The organism is Streptomyces pratensis (assembly GCF_016804005.1).
GTDB classification, from domain to species: domain Bacteria; phylum Actinomycetota; class Actinomycetes; order Streptomycetales; family Streptomycetaceae; genus Streptomyces; species Streptomyces pratensis_A.
In genome coordinates, this window is the sequence record NZ_CP051486.1 from 6,085,537 (window position 1) to 6,100,394 (window position 14,858).

A 14,858-nucleotide genomic window follows, 5' to 3' on the forward strand; every position below is an offset into this window, starting at 1 on the left:
GCTCCGGTCGTCCGTATCACTGGCTGATACATGTCCCGGCTGTCACTGCTGACCGTTAGCTTTCGCACGGTCACACAGAGGGAAGAACGACTGTACGAAGCGCGGGAAGGACCGCGCGGGCGGAGGTGAGGCAATGACCGAACCGCAGGACGGCGAGATCCCCGACGGGCTCAGCGCCGCGGAGCTGGGTATGTGGCAGTCCTTCCGAAACGGCACCACCTACGATCTGCGCTCCCACGACCCCGTGCGTGACGACCCCTTCGCCCCCCACGGCTGGGGGCCCGAGCGGAGCGTCGGCGCCAGGACGGTCGCCCGGCTGCTGCTCAGCGGTCCGGCGGCGCGGCCGGGCCGGGTGGCGGCCCTGAAGCTCAGGGGCGTCCGCATCACGGGGAAGCTGGATCTGGCGGGCGGGCGCGTCTCGCCCTACGTGGAGCTGACCGGCTGCCGCTTCGAGCAGGAGGTGGTGCTGCCCGAGTGCCATTTCACGACGTTGCGGATGGTGGGGTGCGCGGTGCCGAGGCTGGACGCGGCCCGGCTGCACACGGAGGGCGATCTGCATCTGCCCCGCTGCCGTGTCGAGCGCGGTATCCGGCTGACGGACGCCCAGATCGGCACGGACCTGCTGATCAACCAGATCCGGATCGGCCCCGACCGCCGTGGCCGCGCCTTCGTGGGCGACGGGATGTCGGTGGCTCAGGACCTCCAGGCCGAGATGATCGACACCCGGGGCGAGCTGAGCCTGCGCGGCGCGAAGGTCGGCGGTTCGCTGAGCCTGCGCGGCAGCCGGCTGCGCGCCACGGACGGGCGGCGGGCGCTGAACGCCCCGCAGCTGAGCGTGGAGCGCACGCTGTACATGACGGAGGCCTGGGTGAGCATCGACACGGGGAACCAGGGCACCACTCCCCCGTTCGGCGTGGCGCGGGGCGGTGGTCCGGTGCGCGGGACGCGTTCGCAGGCATTCGAGTGCAGGGGCGCTGTCAGGCTCGACGACGGGCGGTTCGGGGACGCGGTGGACCTGCACAAGGCACGGTTCGTGCTCGCCGACCGTGAGGAGCTGTCGCTGCGGCGGATCGTCACACCCGAGCTGCGTTTCAACGCGGAGCGCCCGAGGGAGGGCCGGGTCGTGCTCAACGGCGCGAAGGTCGTCACCCTGATCGATGTGTCGACCAGCTGGCCGGGTCCGGGCGGCCTGGCGATGAGCGGCTTCGTGTACGAGAACCTCGTCCCGTACGGCCACTTCCCGCTGTCCCGGCGCCTGGAATGGGTGCTGGCGGCAACCCCGGAGTACGTACCGGAGCCGTACGAACGCCTGGCGGCGGTGCTCCGCAGCTGCGGGGAGGACGCGGACGCCCGCGAGGTGCTGCTGGCCAAGCAGCGGCGCCGGCGGGAGACGTTGCCGCCCGCCGGAAGGATCTGGGGCTATCTGCAGGACTGGGCGGTCGCGTACGGCTACCGGCCGGGGCGCGCCCTCGTCTGGATGGCGGTGCTCTGGGCGGCGGGGGCGGTGGCCTTCTCGCACTACCGCCCGGAGTCGATCAAGGGGGACGAGCATCCCCAGTGGAATCCGGCGCTGTACGCCCTGGATCTGCTGGTGCCGGTGATCAATCTCGGGCAGGACGGCTACTGGCTCCTGGAGGGGGGCTGGCAGTGGACGGCGGCGGCTCTCGTCCTGCTGGGGTGGATACTGGCCACGACGGTGGCGGCGGGCGCCTCCCGGCTGCTGCGGCGCGGCTGACCGGAGGGCGGCGCCCAGCCCGGGTGCGGCCCGTCCGGCGCAGTGGTCGAAAGGCCGGTCGAGGCCCGGCAGGAGGGGTGGACATCGGCAACCGGAAGGTCGGGATCAAGCCGGATACAGGCGCTTCCTTTGCTCTTTCTTGACCTCGCCCAGGGCAACCCTTCCACTCGCTACAGAAGCTTCACAGTGGCCCTCTGGCGCCGCCCAGACCAGGGCTTTTCAATGGTCTGCACCATGGCTTTCCTCCGCGCACTGCTGAGTTCCGCGCGCGCGTTCCAGTACGGCCCCGGGCTGTCGGCCGGGCTGCCGGCGGACGACGCGGTGATGCTCGACGCCCCCGACGAACGCCTCTCCCCCGCGCTGGTGGCGGCCGCCCTGGGCGACTTCGAGCCCGCGGCCAAGCTCCTCGCCACCACCAGGGACGCCGCCGACTGGGAGACCCGAGACCGCACCCTGGCCCGGCTGGTCGCCTTCGCGCGCAGTCGCGACGACTGGCTCACCTGCTGGCTGGCAGCCGCCCCGCGAGACCCGGACGCCCTTCTCGTCAAAGCCGCGCTGGCGGTGCGCCGCGCGTGGGAGTCCCCCGCCCATGCCGAGCTGCTGCGCGAGGTGGGTCCCCTGATCACCGCTGCGGCCGAGGCCGATCCCCGTGACCCGGTCCCGTGGCGGCTGGCGCTCGACCACGCCCGTGGCACGCATGCCGCGCACACGGTCTTCGAGTCGCTGTGGGAGCAGGCCGTGCGCCGCGCTCCGCACCACTACGGCAGCCACGTCGCCGCTCTCCGGTACCTGTCGGCCGAGTGGTACGGCTCCCATCGCGAATGCTTCGACTTCGCCGAGCGGGCGGCCGAGGACGCCGCCGGGGACTCCCTGGTGCAGGCACTCCCCGTTCGAGCGGCCTTCGCCCTGCTGCGGGACGAGGAGGCGGCCGCGCGGGCCAACTCCGTGCAGGAGGACCGGGTCGACGCCGCCGCCGACCTCGCGATCAGGTTCTCGGCCGGATTCCCCGCCGGTGATCCGTGGGCGGCGGAGGTCCGCAACCTCCTCGCCTACGTCCTCGTCGCACGTGACCGGGCTGCCGAGGCACTGGAGCAGTTCCGGCTGATCGGGCCGTACGCGACCTCGTTCCCGTGGGCGTCCGTCACCGGGGAGGCGCTCGGGGGATTCCTCGACGCGCGGGCGGCCGTGCGGCTCCAGGTGGCCTCTGCGACACCCCTGTGCGGGAGGCCGGAACACGGCGGGCGCCGCGGCCATTAGGCTTGGCCGTTGTGACCACCGCTCGCCTGCCCCTCTTCCCGCTGAACGCGGTGCTGTTCCCCGGCCTCGTGCTGCCGCTCAACGTATTCGAGGAGCGTTATCGCGCCATGATGCGCGAGCTGCTCGAGATCGACGAGGACGAACCGCGCCGCTTCGTGGTGGTCGCGATCCGCGACGGCCGCGAGACCGCCCCGACGGCCACCGGGATGCCGGACACCGTGTCCGCCGCGCCTCCCGTGGAGCGCGCCCCGGGCGACGGCTTCGGACCCGATCCCCTCCAGACCTTTCACCGGGTGGGCTGCGTCGCGGAGGCGGCCAAGATCCGTGAGCGCGCCGACGGCAGCTACGAGGTCCTGGCGACCGGCACGACCCGGGTCCGGCTGCTGTCCGTCGACGCGAGCGGCCCGTTCCTGACTGCCGAGGTCGAGGAACTGCCCGAGGACCCGGGGGCCGCGGAGGGCGAGGACTCGCCCACGGACGAGGCCGGAGCCCTGGCGGAAGGTGTCCTGCGCGCCTTCCGCAGTTACCAGAAGCGGCTGGCGGGCGCGAGCGAGCGTTCGCTGACGACCGGCGCGGACCTGCCGGACGACCCGTCCGTCGTCTCGTATCTGGTGGCCGCGGCCGCCGTCCTCGACGTCCCGTCGAAGCAGCGGCTGCTCCAGGCCCCGGACACCGCGACCCGGTTGCGGGAGGAGCTGGCGCTCCTGCGCAAGGAGACCGCCGTCATCCGGCACCTCCCGTCGCTGCCCGCGATCGACCTGACCCGCGACCCCACCTACCCCAACTGACCCGAGGACCTGCCCGGTGGCGAAGAAGTCCAGGAAGCAGCAGCCCGGCGGGACCCCGGCCACGGTCGCGCTGACCGCGGCCGGCGCGGCGTTCACGGTCCACTCGTACGACCACGACCCCTCCTCCCCGTCCTACGGGGAGGAGGCGGCCGAGGCCCTCGGGGTCTCCGCCGAGCGGGTGTTCAAGACCCTGGTCGCCGATGTCGACGGCGAACTGGTCGTCGCCGTCGTCCCCGTCGCCGGATCACTAGATCTGAAGGCACTGGCATCGGCGGTGGGCGGCAAGCGTGCGGCCATGGCGGACCCGGCGGCGGCGGAGCGCACCACGGGCTACGTGAGGGGCGGCATCTCTCCCCTGGGCCAGCGCAAACGTCTGCGTACGGTGCTGGACGCGTCGGCCGGGGCCCACCCCACGATCTGTGTCTCGGCGGGTCGCCGCGGGCTCGAGGTCGAACTGTCCGCCTCGGATCTGGCCGCCCTGACGGGCGCGTCCCTGGCCGAGATCGGCCGGGCGTAGCGGAGGCGTCCCCGTGCGGACGGTTCGCGGGGCGCACGGAATGCGGAAGCGGGCGCGGCCGTTGTCGCGCAGGTGAACGATTCCTCTTCGTCTGCGCGCGCCGGGCCGGGTGACCACGGGCCCGTCCACGAGCGGCTGATGGCGGAACGCCGCGAGACGGATGCCCGGATCGCGGCGCTGCTCGGTGATTTCGACGGGATCGTCGAGGCGAACGCGCTGGTGGCGGTCGACGACGAGCACGACCCGGAGGGATCGAGCACCGCCTTCGAGCGGGCTCACGTCGCCTCGTTGCTGGCACAGGCACGGGACCACCTGGATGCGGTGGACCATGCGCTGGAGCGGCTGGAGCGAGGCGGCTACGGTCGCTGCGAGGGGTGCGGGGAGCTGATCCCGCCGGGCCGTCTGGAGGTGCGTCCGGCAGCGACGACCTGTGTCCGCTGCGCCGGAGCGCCCCGCTGACGCCGACCGCACGGTCCGGGGAAGCACCTTCCCCGGCAGGTGCTTTCCCGGCAAGTGCTTTCCCGGCAAGGGTCAGCGCTTGAAGGCGTCCTTCGACTTCTCCTTGGTGCCCCGGCCCTTGCCCCGGGCCTCCAGTGCCGCTCCCTTGGCCGCGGTGGTGTCGTCACCGACCGCGTGGGCCACCTTGCGGACGGCCTTCCCGACGATCTGCTCGGTCTTGGCCTTGCTCTTCTCTCCGGCACTCATGTCGGTCCTTTCGTAGGTGCTCACCAAGTCGCCTGCCCCTGACCCCGGGGAGGAAACAGGAAACGGCGACCTGGCTGCGGAAAGGCGACGTGGCGGCCCCACGGGGCCGCGGACGACCGGCGGACATCGTGACTGCCCGGCCGTCGGTCCCGGAAGTCACGGGCTCGACGAACCCGCTCAGGGCCGCGCCGGTCCGCCCGGCGGCGGGCCGTCCCCCGCTCCCGGCCACTCGGCGGCGCCGGGTGCCGGAGGACCGGATGTGCCCGCTGTCCCCGGTTCGGCCCAGGGCGCCCCGTACGGGACCTCCCACTCGGGCTCGGGGTCCCGCGGCCCGAACAACGCCGTCAGCCCGAGGTGGACGATCATCGCCGCGATGGGCCAGGCGAGAATCGCCGCCCCCACCGCGTGCAGCTCCAGGGGCGCGTCGAAGGTGACCCCCTTTCCGGCCTCCTTGGCACGGGCCACGACGTCGGACGACGGCCCGAACCAGGTGCCGATCCCCCATGCCAGCAGGGATCCGAGCAGCCCTCCCAGGGCGAGCCCCACCACCAGCGGGATGCCTCCGCGCCGGCGGAACAGGAAGACGCCGGCCGCCGAGACCAGACCGAAGGCGAGGGCCAGCAGCACGAACGTGCCGTCGGCGCCTATGGCCTCCTCGCCCTCGCTGTTCTTGAGGAACACGGCTGTGTCGTCGGACACGAGCGGTACCCGCGGCGCGAGCCACAGCCAGAGCAGCCCGAGGCCCACGCCCACCACGGTGAGGACCGCGGCGATCACCGCGCCCTGCCGGACCTCCGCACGCCGCTCGGACGCCCCGGGATTCGAGCCGGGCAAGGCGTGGGACCCGGACGGCGGGGCCTGCCACGGATCGTTCGGCTGGGGCTGGTGCGGCGGCGTCAACGGTGCTGTCACCGTGCCATCGTGCCAGGCCGACACGGGCAACGCCTCACCGGACCGCCGCACGCCGGTACGCCCATGTGGCCACGGCGAGGGAGAGCACACCGACCGCCGCGCACACGGCGAGGTCGAGGGCGACGACCGCCCAGTCGGGGTGGGTGTCGAAGGACCTGGACAGCGCCTCGACGCCGTACGTCGAAGGAAGGAGATCACGCGCCCAGCCGATCGGCCCGGGGAGCCGCTCGGCCGGCAGCACGCCCAGCAGCAGTGCGGCCGACATGCCCAGCTGCCCCAGCAGCGTCGCCAGCTCCTGCCTCGGCGCCAGCAGCCCGAGCGCGGCACCCAGCCCGGACAGCGCGGCCCCGGAGAGCGGAATGACGGCGACGAGCACCCACAGGTGCGTCATCGGCAGCCCGAACAGCGCGCTGCCCGCCACCGCCGTGACGATCGTGCCGGGCACGGTGAACGAGGCGTACGCACCCGCCGCCCCCAGCACCACGGCGGCGGGCGGTACCGGCAGCGTGGCGTAGTGGTCGAGTCCGCCACCGGCCCGGAGCTGGCCGAAGTACTGGGCGAGGAGGTTGAGCGCGACGAAGGCCACGACGAGCACGCTGGACCCGGCGACGACAGCCCGTGCCTCCGCCCCGCCGTCGACGACCCCGCGCATCAAGACCATGATCCCGACGGACTGGAAGGTCGCGACGAAGAGGAGCGGAATCCGCGCGACCCTCGCCCGTGACAGTTGGGCCCGGTACACGGCGGCCAGCGAAGGAAGCAGTCTGGCGCGCGGAGCGAGGGCCGCGGGAGCGGTGCGGGCCGGCCGGCCGGTTTCTGCGGCGGAGGTCCGCGCCTTCGGCCCGGTCACCTTCCCGGACTCCGTGGGCAGGATGCTCGTCACCTGGCAGTGCTCCCGTTCGACTCCGACACGCATCCCGACACGTCCACCGTCCTGATCACGCCTTCACCAGTCCCTCGCCGGCCCTGGCCGCGTCCCCGCCGAGCGCCAGATAGACGTCCTCCAGGCTGGGCGTGGCCAGTGTGAAGTCGTCGAGCGAGGAGAAGGCCGCCCCACCGGTCACGGCGGCCACGGCGGCCCGCGCCTCGTCGGGCCCGAGCCGGAGCACCCACTTGCGCCCCGACTCCTGGGCGGACTCGCGGAGCGCGGCGACCTCCGGGACGTCCAGGGGCGCGCGCTCGCGCCACACCAGCTCGACCCGGACCTCGCCGGCCACCCGTTCCTTGAGCCCGGCCGGGGTGTCGCAGGCGATGACCCTGCCGCGCTCCATCACGGCCACCCGGTCCAGGACCGTCTCGGCCTCGATGACGTTGTGGGTCACGAGCAGCACCGTCGCCCCGTGCTCGGCCCGCCGCCGGTCGACGGCGGACCAGACGGAGCGCCGGGCGACGGGGTCCATACCGGTCGTCGGCTCGTCCAGGACCAGGACGGGACGCTCGCCGACGAGCGAGGCGGCGAAGCAGGCGAGCCGCCGCTGTCCGCCGGACAGCTTCTTCAGCGGGCGTCCGGCGAGCCCGGTGATCCCGAGCTCCTCCAGCACGTCGTCGCGTGCGGCACGCGCCTCCCGTACCGGCAGGCCCCTGAGCCGCCCGGTGGTCTCCGCGGCGAGCGACACGGTCAGTTCGTCGAGGGCCGTGGACTCCTGGCCGAGGTAGCCGATGAGCCGCGAGGCCCGCTCGGGATACCGCACGAGATCGTGTCCCAGCACCTCGACGCTCCCCGAATCGGGGCGCATCAGTCCGGTCAGCTGGCGTACGAGCGTGGACTTGCCGGCACCGTTGGGTCCGAGCAGCCCGAAGATCTCGCCACGCCGGACATCGAGGCACACCCCGTCGGTGGCGCGCACCTCGGGGGTGGCGGCGCGGCCGCGTCGGCCGCGGACGGCGGGGTAGGTCTTGACCAGATCACGCACCGCGCACACGGTCCCGGTCTGTGCCTGTGCTGTGCCCGTACTCACGAGGTATGAGACTACGGGGTCGGATGCCCCGTATTTCGCCCGGGGCATGCCGGCGACACCCCGCTCACTCCCCGGCGGGGGCGTGCTCGGCGGCGGCCCGTACGTCGATCTCCCGCCAGAACCCCGCCCGGATGGCATAACGGTCGTGCTCGTCGATCTGGTCGTCCTTGTGTGCGAGCAGCCCGAAGCGGGCCGCGTACCTCAGCAGTTCGCCGTCGATGCGGTGCGGGATGCGGGGGTACATCGTGGACAGCTTCTGCAGGTGGACCGTCTCCGGCAGCCGTTCCATCCAGCGGCGGGCGAAGACCTGGCCGACTTCGAAGGGGTCGCCGCCGACGGTGGTGATGTCCTCCTCCCGGTCCGCCCAGCGCTGTTCCGCGCTGGTGAGCTGGGCCAGGGTCGGCAGCGACGCGGTCTCGGCCGGTTCGCCGAGAGGCCCGCCGCGCTCGACCCAGCCCCTGTCCGACGACCAGCGCAGTGTCGCGTTGGGCGCGGGCGGCTGCGGCACGTGCTGCGCGGCCTGGGGCACGGGTGCGCGCAGGCTCGCCAGGTCCTTGGGGGTGGGTACGCCCTTGGGGCCGGGCACCGACGGGGTGTGCGGCGCGGCGTCCCCGGCGGACGCGGGCCTGCCGTTGCGGGCGGCGGCCTGGGCCTCCGACGCCCGCTCCGCGGAAGCGGCGAGGGCGGCCTCGGGCAGCGGCGCGGACAGGATCGCGGCGATCTCGGGGCGCGGGACGGGCGGGGGCGGGCAGACACCGCCCGTCTCCTTGGCCCGTACGGCCTTGGTGATCCAGGCCCGGTCGAGCACCCGTCGTTCGTCGGCCTCGGCCACCAGGTCCTCGGACTGGTTGTAGTCGCCGTCCGCCGCCTGGACGGCCCAGAGGTGGACGGCGACGCCGTGCTCCTTGGCGGACATGAGCCCGGGCAGCAGATCGCCGTCACCGGTCACCAGCACCACGTCGGAGCAGGCCCGGTTCCTGGCCAGCTCGGTCAGTTCGGCGTGCATGGCCGCGTCGACGCCCTTCTGCGCCCACCGCCCGTCACTGCGGGTGAGGGCACCGAGCCGGACGGTCACTCGCGGCATGACCCGCAGCCTGCGGTGCTCGGGCTGCGGCACTCGGTCGGGGGCGCCGTCGAACCAGTAGATGCGCAGCAGGGGCTGTTCCGTGTCGGCCTCGGCGCGCTCGCGCAGGCCCTGGATCAAGGCCGCGTGGTCGACGGTGATGCGGGAACGGGCGGGCTCTCCGGCCAGCAGGCTCGCGGCTGCGCCCAGCAGGTAGCCGGCGTCCACCAGGACGACGCAACGGTCCACGCGTTCCACCCTCTTCCAGTTCGGGAGCGGATCAGCGGGACCGGACATGGGGGGTGGTCCGCCGACCCGGGGTTTGCTTACTCAGGGTTTCCTTCGAGTCTGCCCGACGGCACCGGGCTTAAGGTCCGGAACTCGATCATCGGCGTGGCGGATCCGAGAACCGCGCATCATACCGCGCGTACTACGCTCGGTAATGATCCAACATGCGGCTTTTGAGGTGATATGTGAGTCTGACAGCGGTTCTGGACCCCCAGATCTCCCACAGGAGGCATCACGATGGCGAAGAACAAGAACCGCAAGCAGAGCAGCCAGCACGACCGCGCGTCCGCTGCGGAGCGTGGCTCGGAGGACGCCAAGTCGACGGCGTACGAGTCGCAGACCCAGACTCAGTCGCAGGCTCAGGGCAGCCCGGCCGACGTCGCCCGCAAGCACCAGAAGCGCTTCGGCCACAACTGACGGCCCGCGCGGTCGACAGGCCGAGAGGGGCGCCCCGCCGGTCGGCGGGGCGCCCCTCTCGCGGGTCCGGGTCCGAGCGTCAGCCGGCCAGGCAGGACGGGCCGAGCAGCACCTTCAGGTCACCGAAGAGGGCGGGGTCAGGCTTGACGCGGTGCCGGTCGAGCCGGAGCACGGTGGTCTTACGGGGGCCCTGGAGCCTGATGCGCACCTCGGTGTCGCCCCGGTGGTTGTTCAGCACCTCACCGAGCCTGCTGACCATGGGCGGGGTGACCCTGACCGTGGGGATGGTCAGGACGACGGGTGCGTTGGACCCGGCGTTGGAGATGTCGGGGACCTGCATCTCCATGGCGACCAGGCGCGGCACGTCCTCGCGCTTGTCGAGACGTCCCTTGACGAAGACGACGGTGTCCTCGACGAGCTGGGTGGAGACCAGCTGATAGGTCGCGGGGAAGAACATGCACTCGATGGAGCCCGCGAGGTCCTCCACGGTCGCGATGGCCCAGGCGTTGCCCTGCTTGGTCATCTTGCGCTGGAGGCCGGAGATGATGCCGCCCACGGTGACGATCGCGCCGTCGGAGTGCTCACCGCCGGTGAGCTGCGAGATCGCCGCGTCCGACTTGTCGGACAGGACGTGCTCCAGGCCGAAGAGCGGGTGGTCGGAGACGTACAGGCCGAGCATCTCGCGCTCCTGCGCCAGCAGGTAGGACTTCTCCCACTCGATGTCGGAGAACTCGACGTCGAGGCCGAATCCCGGCTCGTCGCTCGCCTCGTCGCCCATGCCGCCGAAGAGGTCGAACTGCCCCTCGGCCTCCTTGCGCTTCACCTGCACCACGTTGTCGATCATCGGCTCGTGGTGGGCGACGAGTCCCTTGCGGGTGTGCCCCATCTCGTCGAAGGCGCCGGCCTTGATGAGCGATTCGACGGTGCGCTTGTTGCAGACGACCGCTTCGACCTTGTCGAGGAAGTCGGGGAACGTGGAGTACTTCCCCTTCGCCTTGCGGCACCGGATGATCGAGTCGACGACGTTCTGCCCGACGTTGCGCACGGCCGTCAACCCGAAAAGGATCACGTCGTCACCCTGGGCGGCGAAGTTCGACTCCGACTCGTTGACGTTCGGCGGGAGCACCTTGATGCCCATGCGCCGGCACTCGTTGAGGTAGACCGCGGACTTGTCCTTGTCGTCCTTGACGGAGGTCAGCAGGGCCGCCATGTACTCGGCGGGATAGTTCGCCTTGAGGTAGGCGGTCCAGTAGGTGACCAGGCCGTAGGCGGAGGAGTGCGCCTTGTTGAAGGCGTAGCCGGCGAACGGGACCAGGACGTCCCACAGGGCCTTGATCGCCGCGTCGGAGAAGCCGTTCTTCTTGGCACCGGCCTCGAAGAGGACGAAGTTCTTCGCCAGCTCGTCGGCCTTCTTCTTGCCCATCACCCGGCGCAGGATGTCGGCCTCGCCGAGCGAGTAGCCGGCGACGATCTGGGCGGCCTTCTGCACCTGCTCCTGGTACACGATCAGGCCGTAGGTGAGGCCGAGGACCTCCTTGAGGGGCTCCTCCAGCTCCGGGTGGATCGGGGTGATCTCCTGCCGGGCGTTCTTGCGCTCGGCGTAGTTCGTGTGCGAGTTCATTCCCATCGGGCCCGGCCGGTAGAGGGCCGAGACGGCGGAGATGTCCTCGAAGTTGTCGGGCTGCATCTGGCGCAGCAGCGAACGCATGGGGCCGCCGTCGAACTGGAACACACCGAGCGTGTCACCGCGGCAGAGCAGCTCGTACGTCTTGGGGTCGTCCAGCGGCAGGGCGAGCATCTCCAGGTCGACGCCCTTGTTGGCCTTCACCATCTTGATGGCGTCGTCCATGATCGTCAGGTTGCGCAGGCCGAGGAAGTCCATCTTCAGCAGGCCGAGCGACTCGCACTGGGGGTAGTCCCACTGCGTGATCGTCACACCGTCGGTGTGCCGCACCCAGATCGGCGCGTGGTCGACGATCGGCTCGCTGGACATGATCACGCCGGCCGCGTGAACACCCATCTGCCGGACGAGGCCCTCCACGCCCTTGGCGGTGTCGATGACCTTCTGGACGTCGGGCTCGTTCTCGTACATCGCCCGGATCTCGCCCGCCTCGCTGTAGCGGGGGTGCTTCGGGTCGGTGATGCCGTTGAGGTCGATGCCCTTGCCGAGGACGTCGGCGGGCATGGCCTTGGTGAGCCGGTCGCCCATCGCGTAGGGGTAGCCCAGGACGCGCGCGGAGTCCTTGATCGCGTTCTTGGCCTTGATCTTGCCGTAGGTGCCGATCATGGCGACCTTGTCGGCGCCGTACTTCTCGGTGACGTACCGGATGACCTCGACGCGCCTGCGCTCGTCGAAGTCGATGTCGACGTCGGGCATGGAGACGCGCTCCGGGTTGAGGAAGCGCTCGAAGATCAGCCCGTGCGTGATCGGGTCGAGGTCGGTGATGCCCATGGCGTACGCGACGATCGAACCGGCGGCGGAACCTCGGCCGGGGCCCACCGCGATGCCGTTGTTCTTGGCCCACATGATGAAGTCGGCGACGACGAGGAAGTACCCCGGGAACCCCATCTGGATGATGATGTCCATCTCGTACTCGGCCTGCTTCTGCCGGTCGTCGGGAACGCCGTCCGGGTAGCGGCGGCCCATGCCGACCCGGACCTCCTCCTGGAACCAGGTGATCTCGGTGAAGCCCTCCGGGATCTCGAACTTCGGCATCAGGTCGCGCTTCTCGAACATGCCGGTGGTGTCGATCTGCTGCGCGACCAGGAGGGTGTTGGCACAGCCCTCCTGCCAGGCGTCGGAGGAGTCGACGCCGTACATCTCGTCCGTCGTCTTGAGGTAGTAACCCGTGCCGTCGAAGCGGAAGCGGTCGGGGTCGGAGAGGTTCTTGCCGGTCTGGATGCAGAGCAGGGCGTCGTGCGCGGTCGCCTCGTTGGCGTACGTGTAGTGCGAGTCGTTCGTCACGAGCGGCGGGATGTCCAGCTTCCGGCCGATCTCCAGGAGCCCGTCGCGGACCCGGCGCTCGATCTCGATGCCGTGGTCCATCAGCTCCAGGAAGTACCTGCCCTCACCGAAGATGTCCTTGTAGTCGGACGCGGCCTGGACGGCCTCGTCGAACTGCCCGAGCCGCAGCCGGGTCTGCACCTCGCCGGAGGGGCAGCCGGTGGAGGCGATGAGGCCCTCGGACCACTGGGAGATGGTCTCCTTGTCCATGCGGGGCCACTTCTGCAGCCAGCCCTCGGCGTACGCGTCCGAGGAGAGCTTGAAGAGGTTGTGCAGCCCGGTGCTGTTGGCCGCCCAGATCGTCTTGTGGGTGTAACCACCCGAACCCGAGACGTCGTCCCGCTTCTGGTGGGGCTGGCCCCACTGGATCTTGCGCTTGTGCTTGCGCGACGCGGGGGCGACGTAGGCCTCGATCCCGATGATCGGCGTCACCCCCGCCTTCTTCGCGGAGTGGAAGAAGTCGTACGCCCCGTGGAGGTTTCCGTGGTCGGTCATCGCGATGTGCGACATGCCCATGTCGTTGCACGCCTCGAACATGTCCTTGAGCCGCGCGGCACCGTCCAGCAGCGAGTACTGGGTGTGGACGTGCAGGTGCGTGAATGGCGGCTTGCTCACGGCGCTGTGCCTCCGGGTCGGTTTCAGGGCGGCGCGAAGCGCCTCGATGAGGGGTGGTGGTCGGGCGACCGGTGGGAGATGACGGCTTGGGGGGACAGCGTGGAAGTCTACGTCTCCGAGGTGACAGTCGGCGGGCACTCCGGGGTACGGTCGCGCGTTGGAAGACCGGGGACGCCAGTCCCTTTTGTCATGAACGCCATGTACCAGGAGGCACCCAGCGATGTCGGACACGCAGACCGGCGCAGAGCAGCGCGGGGAGCAGATCCTCGCCGTTTTCGACACCGCGTTCGGGCAGCTCCTGGCCGCCGACCCCGCAGCCTTCCGGGTGAAATTCCGCAAGATGGCAGGCTCGGCCTTCGCGTTCTACCGGGGCTCGGCGGGCCTGTTCTACGCCGATCTGGACCGCGAGCAGCACACCGGCGCCTATCTCGACGAGCGCACGAGCAGGGTGTGGATCCACGGCGATCTGCACGCCGAGAATTTCGGCACGTACATGGACGCCAACGGCCGGCTCGTGTTCAACGTCAACGACTTCGACGAGGCCTACGTGGGCCCCTTCACCTGGGACCTCAAGCGCTTCGCCGCCTCCGTCGCCCTGATCGGCTACGCGAAGGCCCTGGGTGACGACCAGATCACCGAGCTCGTCCAGGTCTACGCCACCGCCTATCGGGAGCGGATCCACGCCCTGGCGACGGGCGCCAAGAACGACGAGGTGCCGCCCTTCACCCTGGACACCGCCGACGGCCCGCTGCTGGGCGCGCTGCGCGACGCCCGCGCGCTGACCCGGTTCGGGCTGCTGGACTCGATGACGGAGATCCGGGACTTCGAGCGCCGCTTCACCGCCGACGGCGGCGCGATCGACCTGGACGCCGCGACGCGCTACAAGGTGCTCGCGGCGTTCGACGGCTACCTGGAGACGCTGCCGGAGTCGAGCCTCGCGCGACCCGATTCGTACCGGGTGAAGGACGTCGTCGGCCGCCGGGGCATCGGCATCGGGTCGGCCGGACTGCCCTCGTACAACATCCTGCTGGAGGGCAACAGCGACGCCCTGGAGAACGACGTGGTGATCTACCTCAAGCAGGCGCAGACCCCTGCGGTGTCCCGGCACATCACCGACGCCGCCGTGCGGGACTACTTCCAGCACGAGGGGCACCGCACGGTGATCTCGCAGCGCGCGCTCCAGGCGCACGCCGACCCGTGGCTGGGCTGGACCGAGCTGGACGGGTCGGGCCAGCTGGTCGCCGAGGTCTCTCCGTACGCGGTCGACCTGGACTGGTCCGACATCGACGAGCCGGAGGAGATCGCGGCGGTGGTCGCCGATCTCGGCCGGGCCACGGCGACGATGCACTCGGCGGCGGACGACGAGAGCGGGCACTCTCTGGTGCCGTTCTCCACTGAGCGCGCGATCGACGCGGCCATCGCGGCCGACGAGGAGGGCTTCGCGGACCTGCTGGTCGACTTCGCGCACAGTTACGGCGCACGGGCCCGCGCCGACCACCAGATCTTCGTCGACCTCTTCCGCAACGGCCGTATCCCGGGCCTGTAGGACCGACGTACCGGGGGCCCGGGCCCGGGCCCCCGCAGATTCTTAGGACTCGC

Annotated in this window: 13 protein-coding genes; 7 read left to right on the plus strand and 6 right to left on the minus strand. The window is 71.0% G+C overall.

What is annotated here, in order from left to right:
• Positions 1–133: 133 nt before the first annotated feature.
• From HED23_RS25150 to HED23_RS25170, 5 genes are all read left to right on the plus strand, one after another.
• Positions 134–1,735 (plus strand): oxidoreductase, encoded by a 1,602-nt coding sequence (locus tag HED23_RS25150; protein ID WP_203185649.1) that lies wholly within the window; start codon positions 134–136, stop codon positions 1,733–1,735.
• A gap of 222 nt (positions 1,736–1,957) precedes the next feature.
• Positions 1,958–2,992 carry a hypothetical protein gene (locus HED23_RS25155; protein ID WP_203185650.1) on the plus strand — a complete coding sequence of 345 codons (1,035 nt, stop codon included), beginning with the start codon at positions 1,958–1,960 and terminating at the stop codon, positions 2,990–2,992.
• Positions 2,993–3,003: 11 nt separating this feature from the next.
• Positions 3,004–3,780: an LON peptidase substrate-binding domain-containing protein gene (locus HED23_RS25160; RefSeq protein WP_203185651.1), complete on the plus strand. Its 777-nt coding sequence runs from the start codon at positions 3,004–3,006 to the stop codon at positions 3,778–3,780.
• Positions 3,781–3,796: 16 nt separating this feature from the next.
• Complete coding sequence (gene ybaK, locus HED23_RS25165) at positions 3,797–4,297, plus strand: Cys-tRNA(Pro) deacylase (protein ID WP_203185652.1); 501 nt, start codon at positions 3,797–3,799, stop codon at positions 4,295–4,297.
• Between the two features lie 138 nt (positions 4,298–4,435).
• The gene (locus HED23_RS25170; RefSeq protein WP_203187627.1) at positions 4,436–4,756 is read left to right on the plus strand and encodes a TraR/DksA family transcriptional regulator; all 321 of its coding nucleotides are present in this window, start codon (positions 4,436–4,438) and stop codon (positions 4,754–4,756) included.
• Between the two features lie 72 nt (positions 4,757–4,828).
• Here the strand turns inward: HED23_RS25170 and HED23_RS25175 are convergent, their stop codons facing one another.
• The 5 genes from HED23_RS25175 to HED23_RS25195 form a co-directional block, all read right to left on the minus strand.
• Positions 4,829–5,002 carry a hypothetical protein gene (locus tag HED23_RS25175; protein ID WP_238442104.1) on the minus strand — a complete coding sequence of 58 codons (174 nt, stop codon included), beginning with the start codon at positions 5,000–5,002 and terminating at the stop codon, positions 4,829–4,831.
• Positions 5,003–5,179: 177 nt separating this feature from the next.
• Positions 5,180–5,914: an ABC transporter permease gene (locus tag HED23_RS25180; RefSeq protein ID WP_238442105.1), complete on the minus strand. Its 735-nt coding sequence runs from the start codon at positions 5,912–5,914 to the stop codon at positions 5,180–5,182.
• Positions 5,915–5,948: 34 nt separating this feature from the next.
• Complete coding sequence (locus HED23_RS25185; RefSeq protein ID WP_203185654.1) at positions 5,949–6,830, minus strand: ABC transporter permease; 882 nt, start codon at positions 6,828–6,830, stop codon at positions 5,949–5,951.
• A 22-nt stretch (positions 6,831–6,852) separates the two neighbouring features.
• Complete coding sequence (locus HED23_RS25190) at positions 6,853–7,836, minus strand: ABC transporter ATP-binding protein (protein WP_203187628.1); 984 nt, start codon at positions 7,834–7,836, stop codon at positions 6,853–6,855.
• Positions 7,837–7,936: 100 nt separating this feature from the next.
• Positions 7,937–9,193, minus strand: a complete 1,257-nt coding sequence (locus HED23_RS25195) for an NYN domain-containing protein (protein WP_203187629.1) — start codon at positions 9,191–9,193, stop codon at positions 7,937–7,939.
• Between the two features lie 267 nt (positions 9,194–9,460).
• Here HED23_RS25195 and HED23_RS25200 point away from each other — a divergent pair, with 267 nt between their 5' ends.
• A complete protein-coding gene (locus HED23_RS25200; protein WP_203185655.1) occupies positions 9,461–9,640 on the plus strand; it encodes a hypothetical protein in 180 nt (59 codons plus the stop codon).
• Positions 9,641–9,719: 79 nt separating this feature from the next.
• Here HED23_RS25200 and dnaE read toward each other — a convergent pair whose 3' ends face one another.
• Complete coding sequence (dnaE, locus tag HED23_RS25205; RefSeq protein WP_203185656.1) at positions 9,720–13,259, minus strand: DNA polymerase III subunit alpha; 3,540 nt, start codon at positions 13,257–13,259, stop codon at positions 9,720–9,722.
• 220 nt (positions 13,260–13,479) lie between these two features.
• On the opposite strand from dnaE, the gene HED23_RS25210 reads away from it, so the two are divergent.
• Complete coding sequence (locus HED23_RS25210; protein ID WP_203185657.1) at positions 13,480–14,805, plus strand: DUF2252 domain-containing protein; 1,326 nt, start codon at positions 13,480–13,482, stop codon at positions 14,803–14,805.
• Positions 14,806–14,858: the final 53 nt, after the last annotated feature.

Excerpts from the sequence above, each read along its gene's own strand:
- HED23_RS25150 (WP_203185649.1), top strand. The coding sequence starts at position 134 with ATGACCGAACCGCAGGACGGCGAGATCCCCGACGGGCTCAGCGCCGCG.
- HED23_RS25155 (WP_203185650.1), top strand. The coding sequence starts at position 1,958 with ATGGTCTGCACCATGGCTTTCCTCCGCGCACTGCTGAGTTCCGCGCGC.
- HED23_RS25170 (WP_203187627.1), top strand. The coding sequence starts at position 4,436 with ATGGCGGAACGCCGCGAGACGGATGCCCGGATCGCGGCGCTGCTCGGT.
- HED23_RS25175 (WP_238442104.1), bottom strand. The coding sequence starts at position 5,002 with ATGAGTGCCGGAGAGAAGAGCAAGGCCAAGACCGAGCAGATCGTCGGG.
- HED23_RS25185 (WP_203185654.1), bottom strand. The coding sequence starts at position 6,830 with ATGCGTGTCGGAGTCGAACGGGAGCACTGCCAGGTGACGAGCATCCTG.
- HED23_RS25200 (WP_203185655.1), top strand. The coding sequence starts at position 9,461 with ATGGCGAAGAACAAGAACCGCAAGCAGAGCAGCCAGCACGACCGCGCG.
- HED23_RS25210 (WP_203185657.1), top strand. The coding sequence starts at position 13,480 with ATGTCGGACACGCAGACCGGCGCAGAGCAGCGCGGGGAGCAGATCCTC.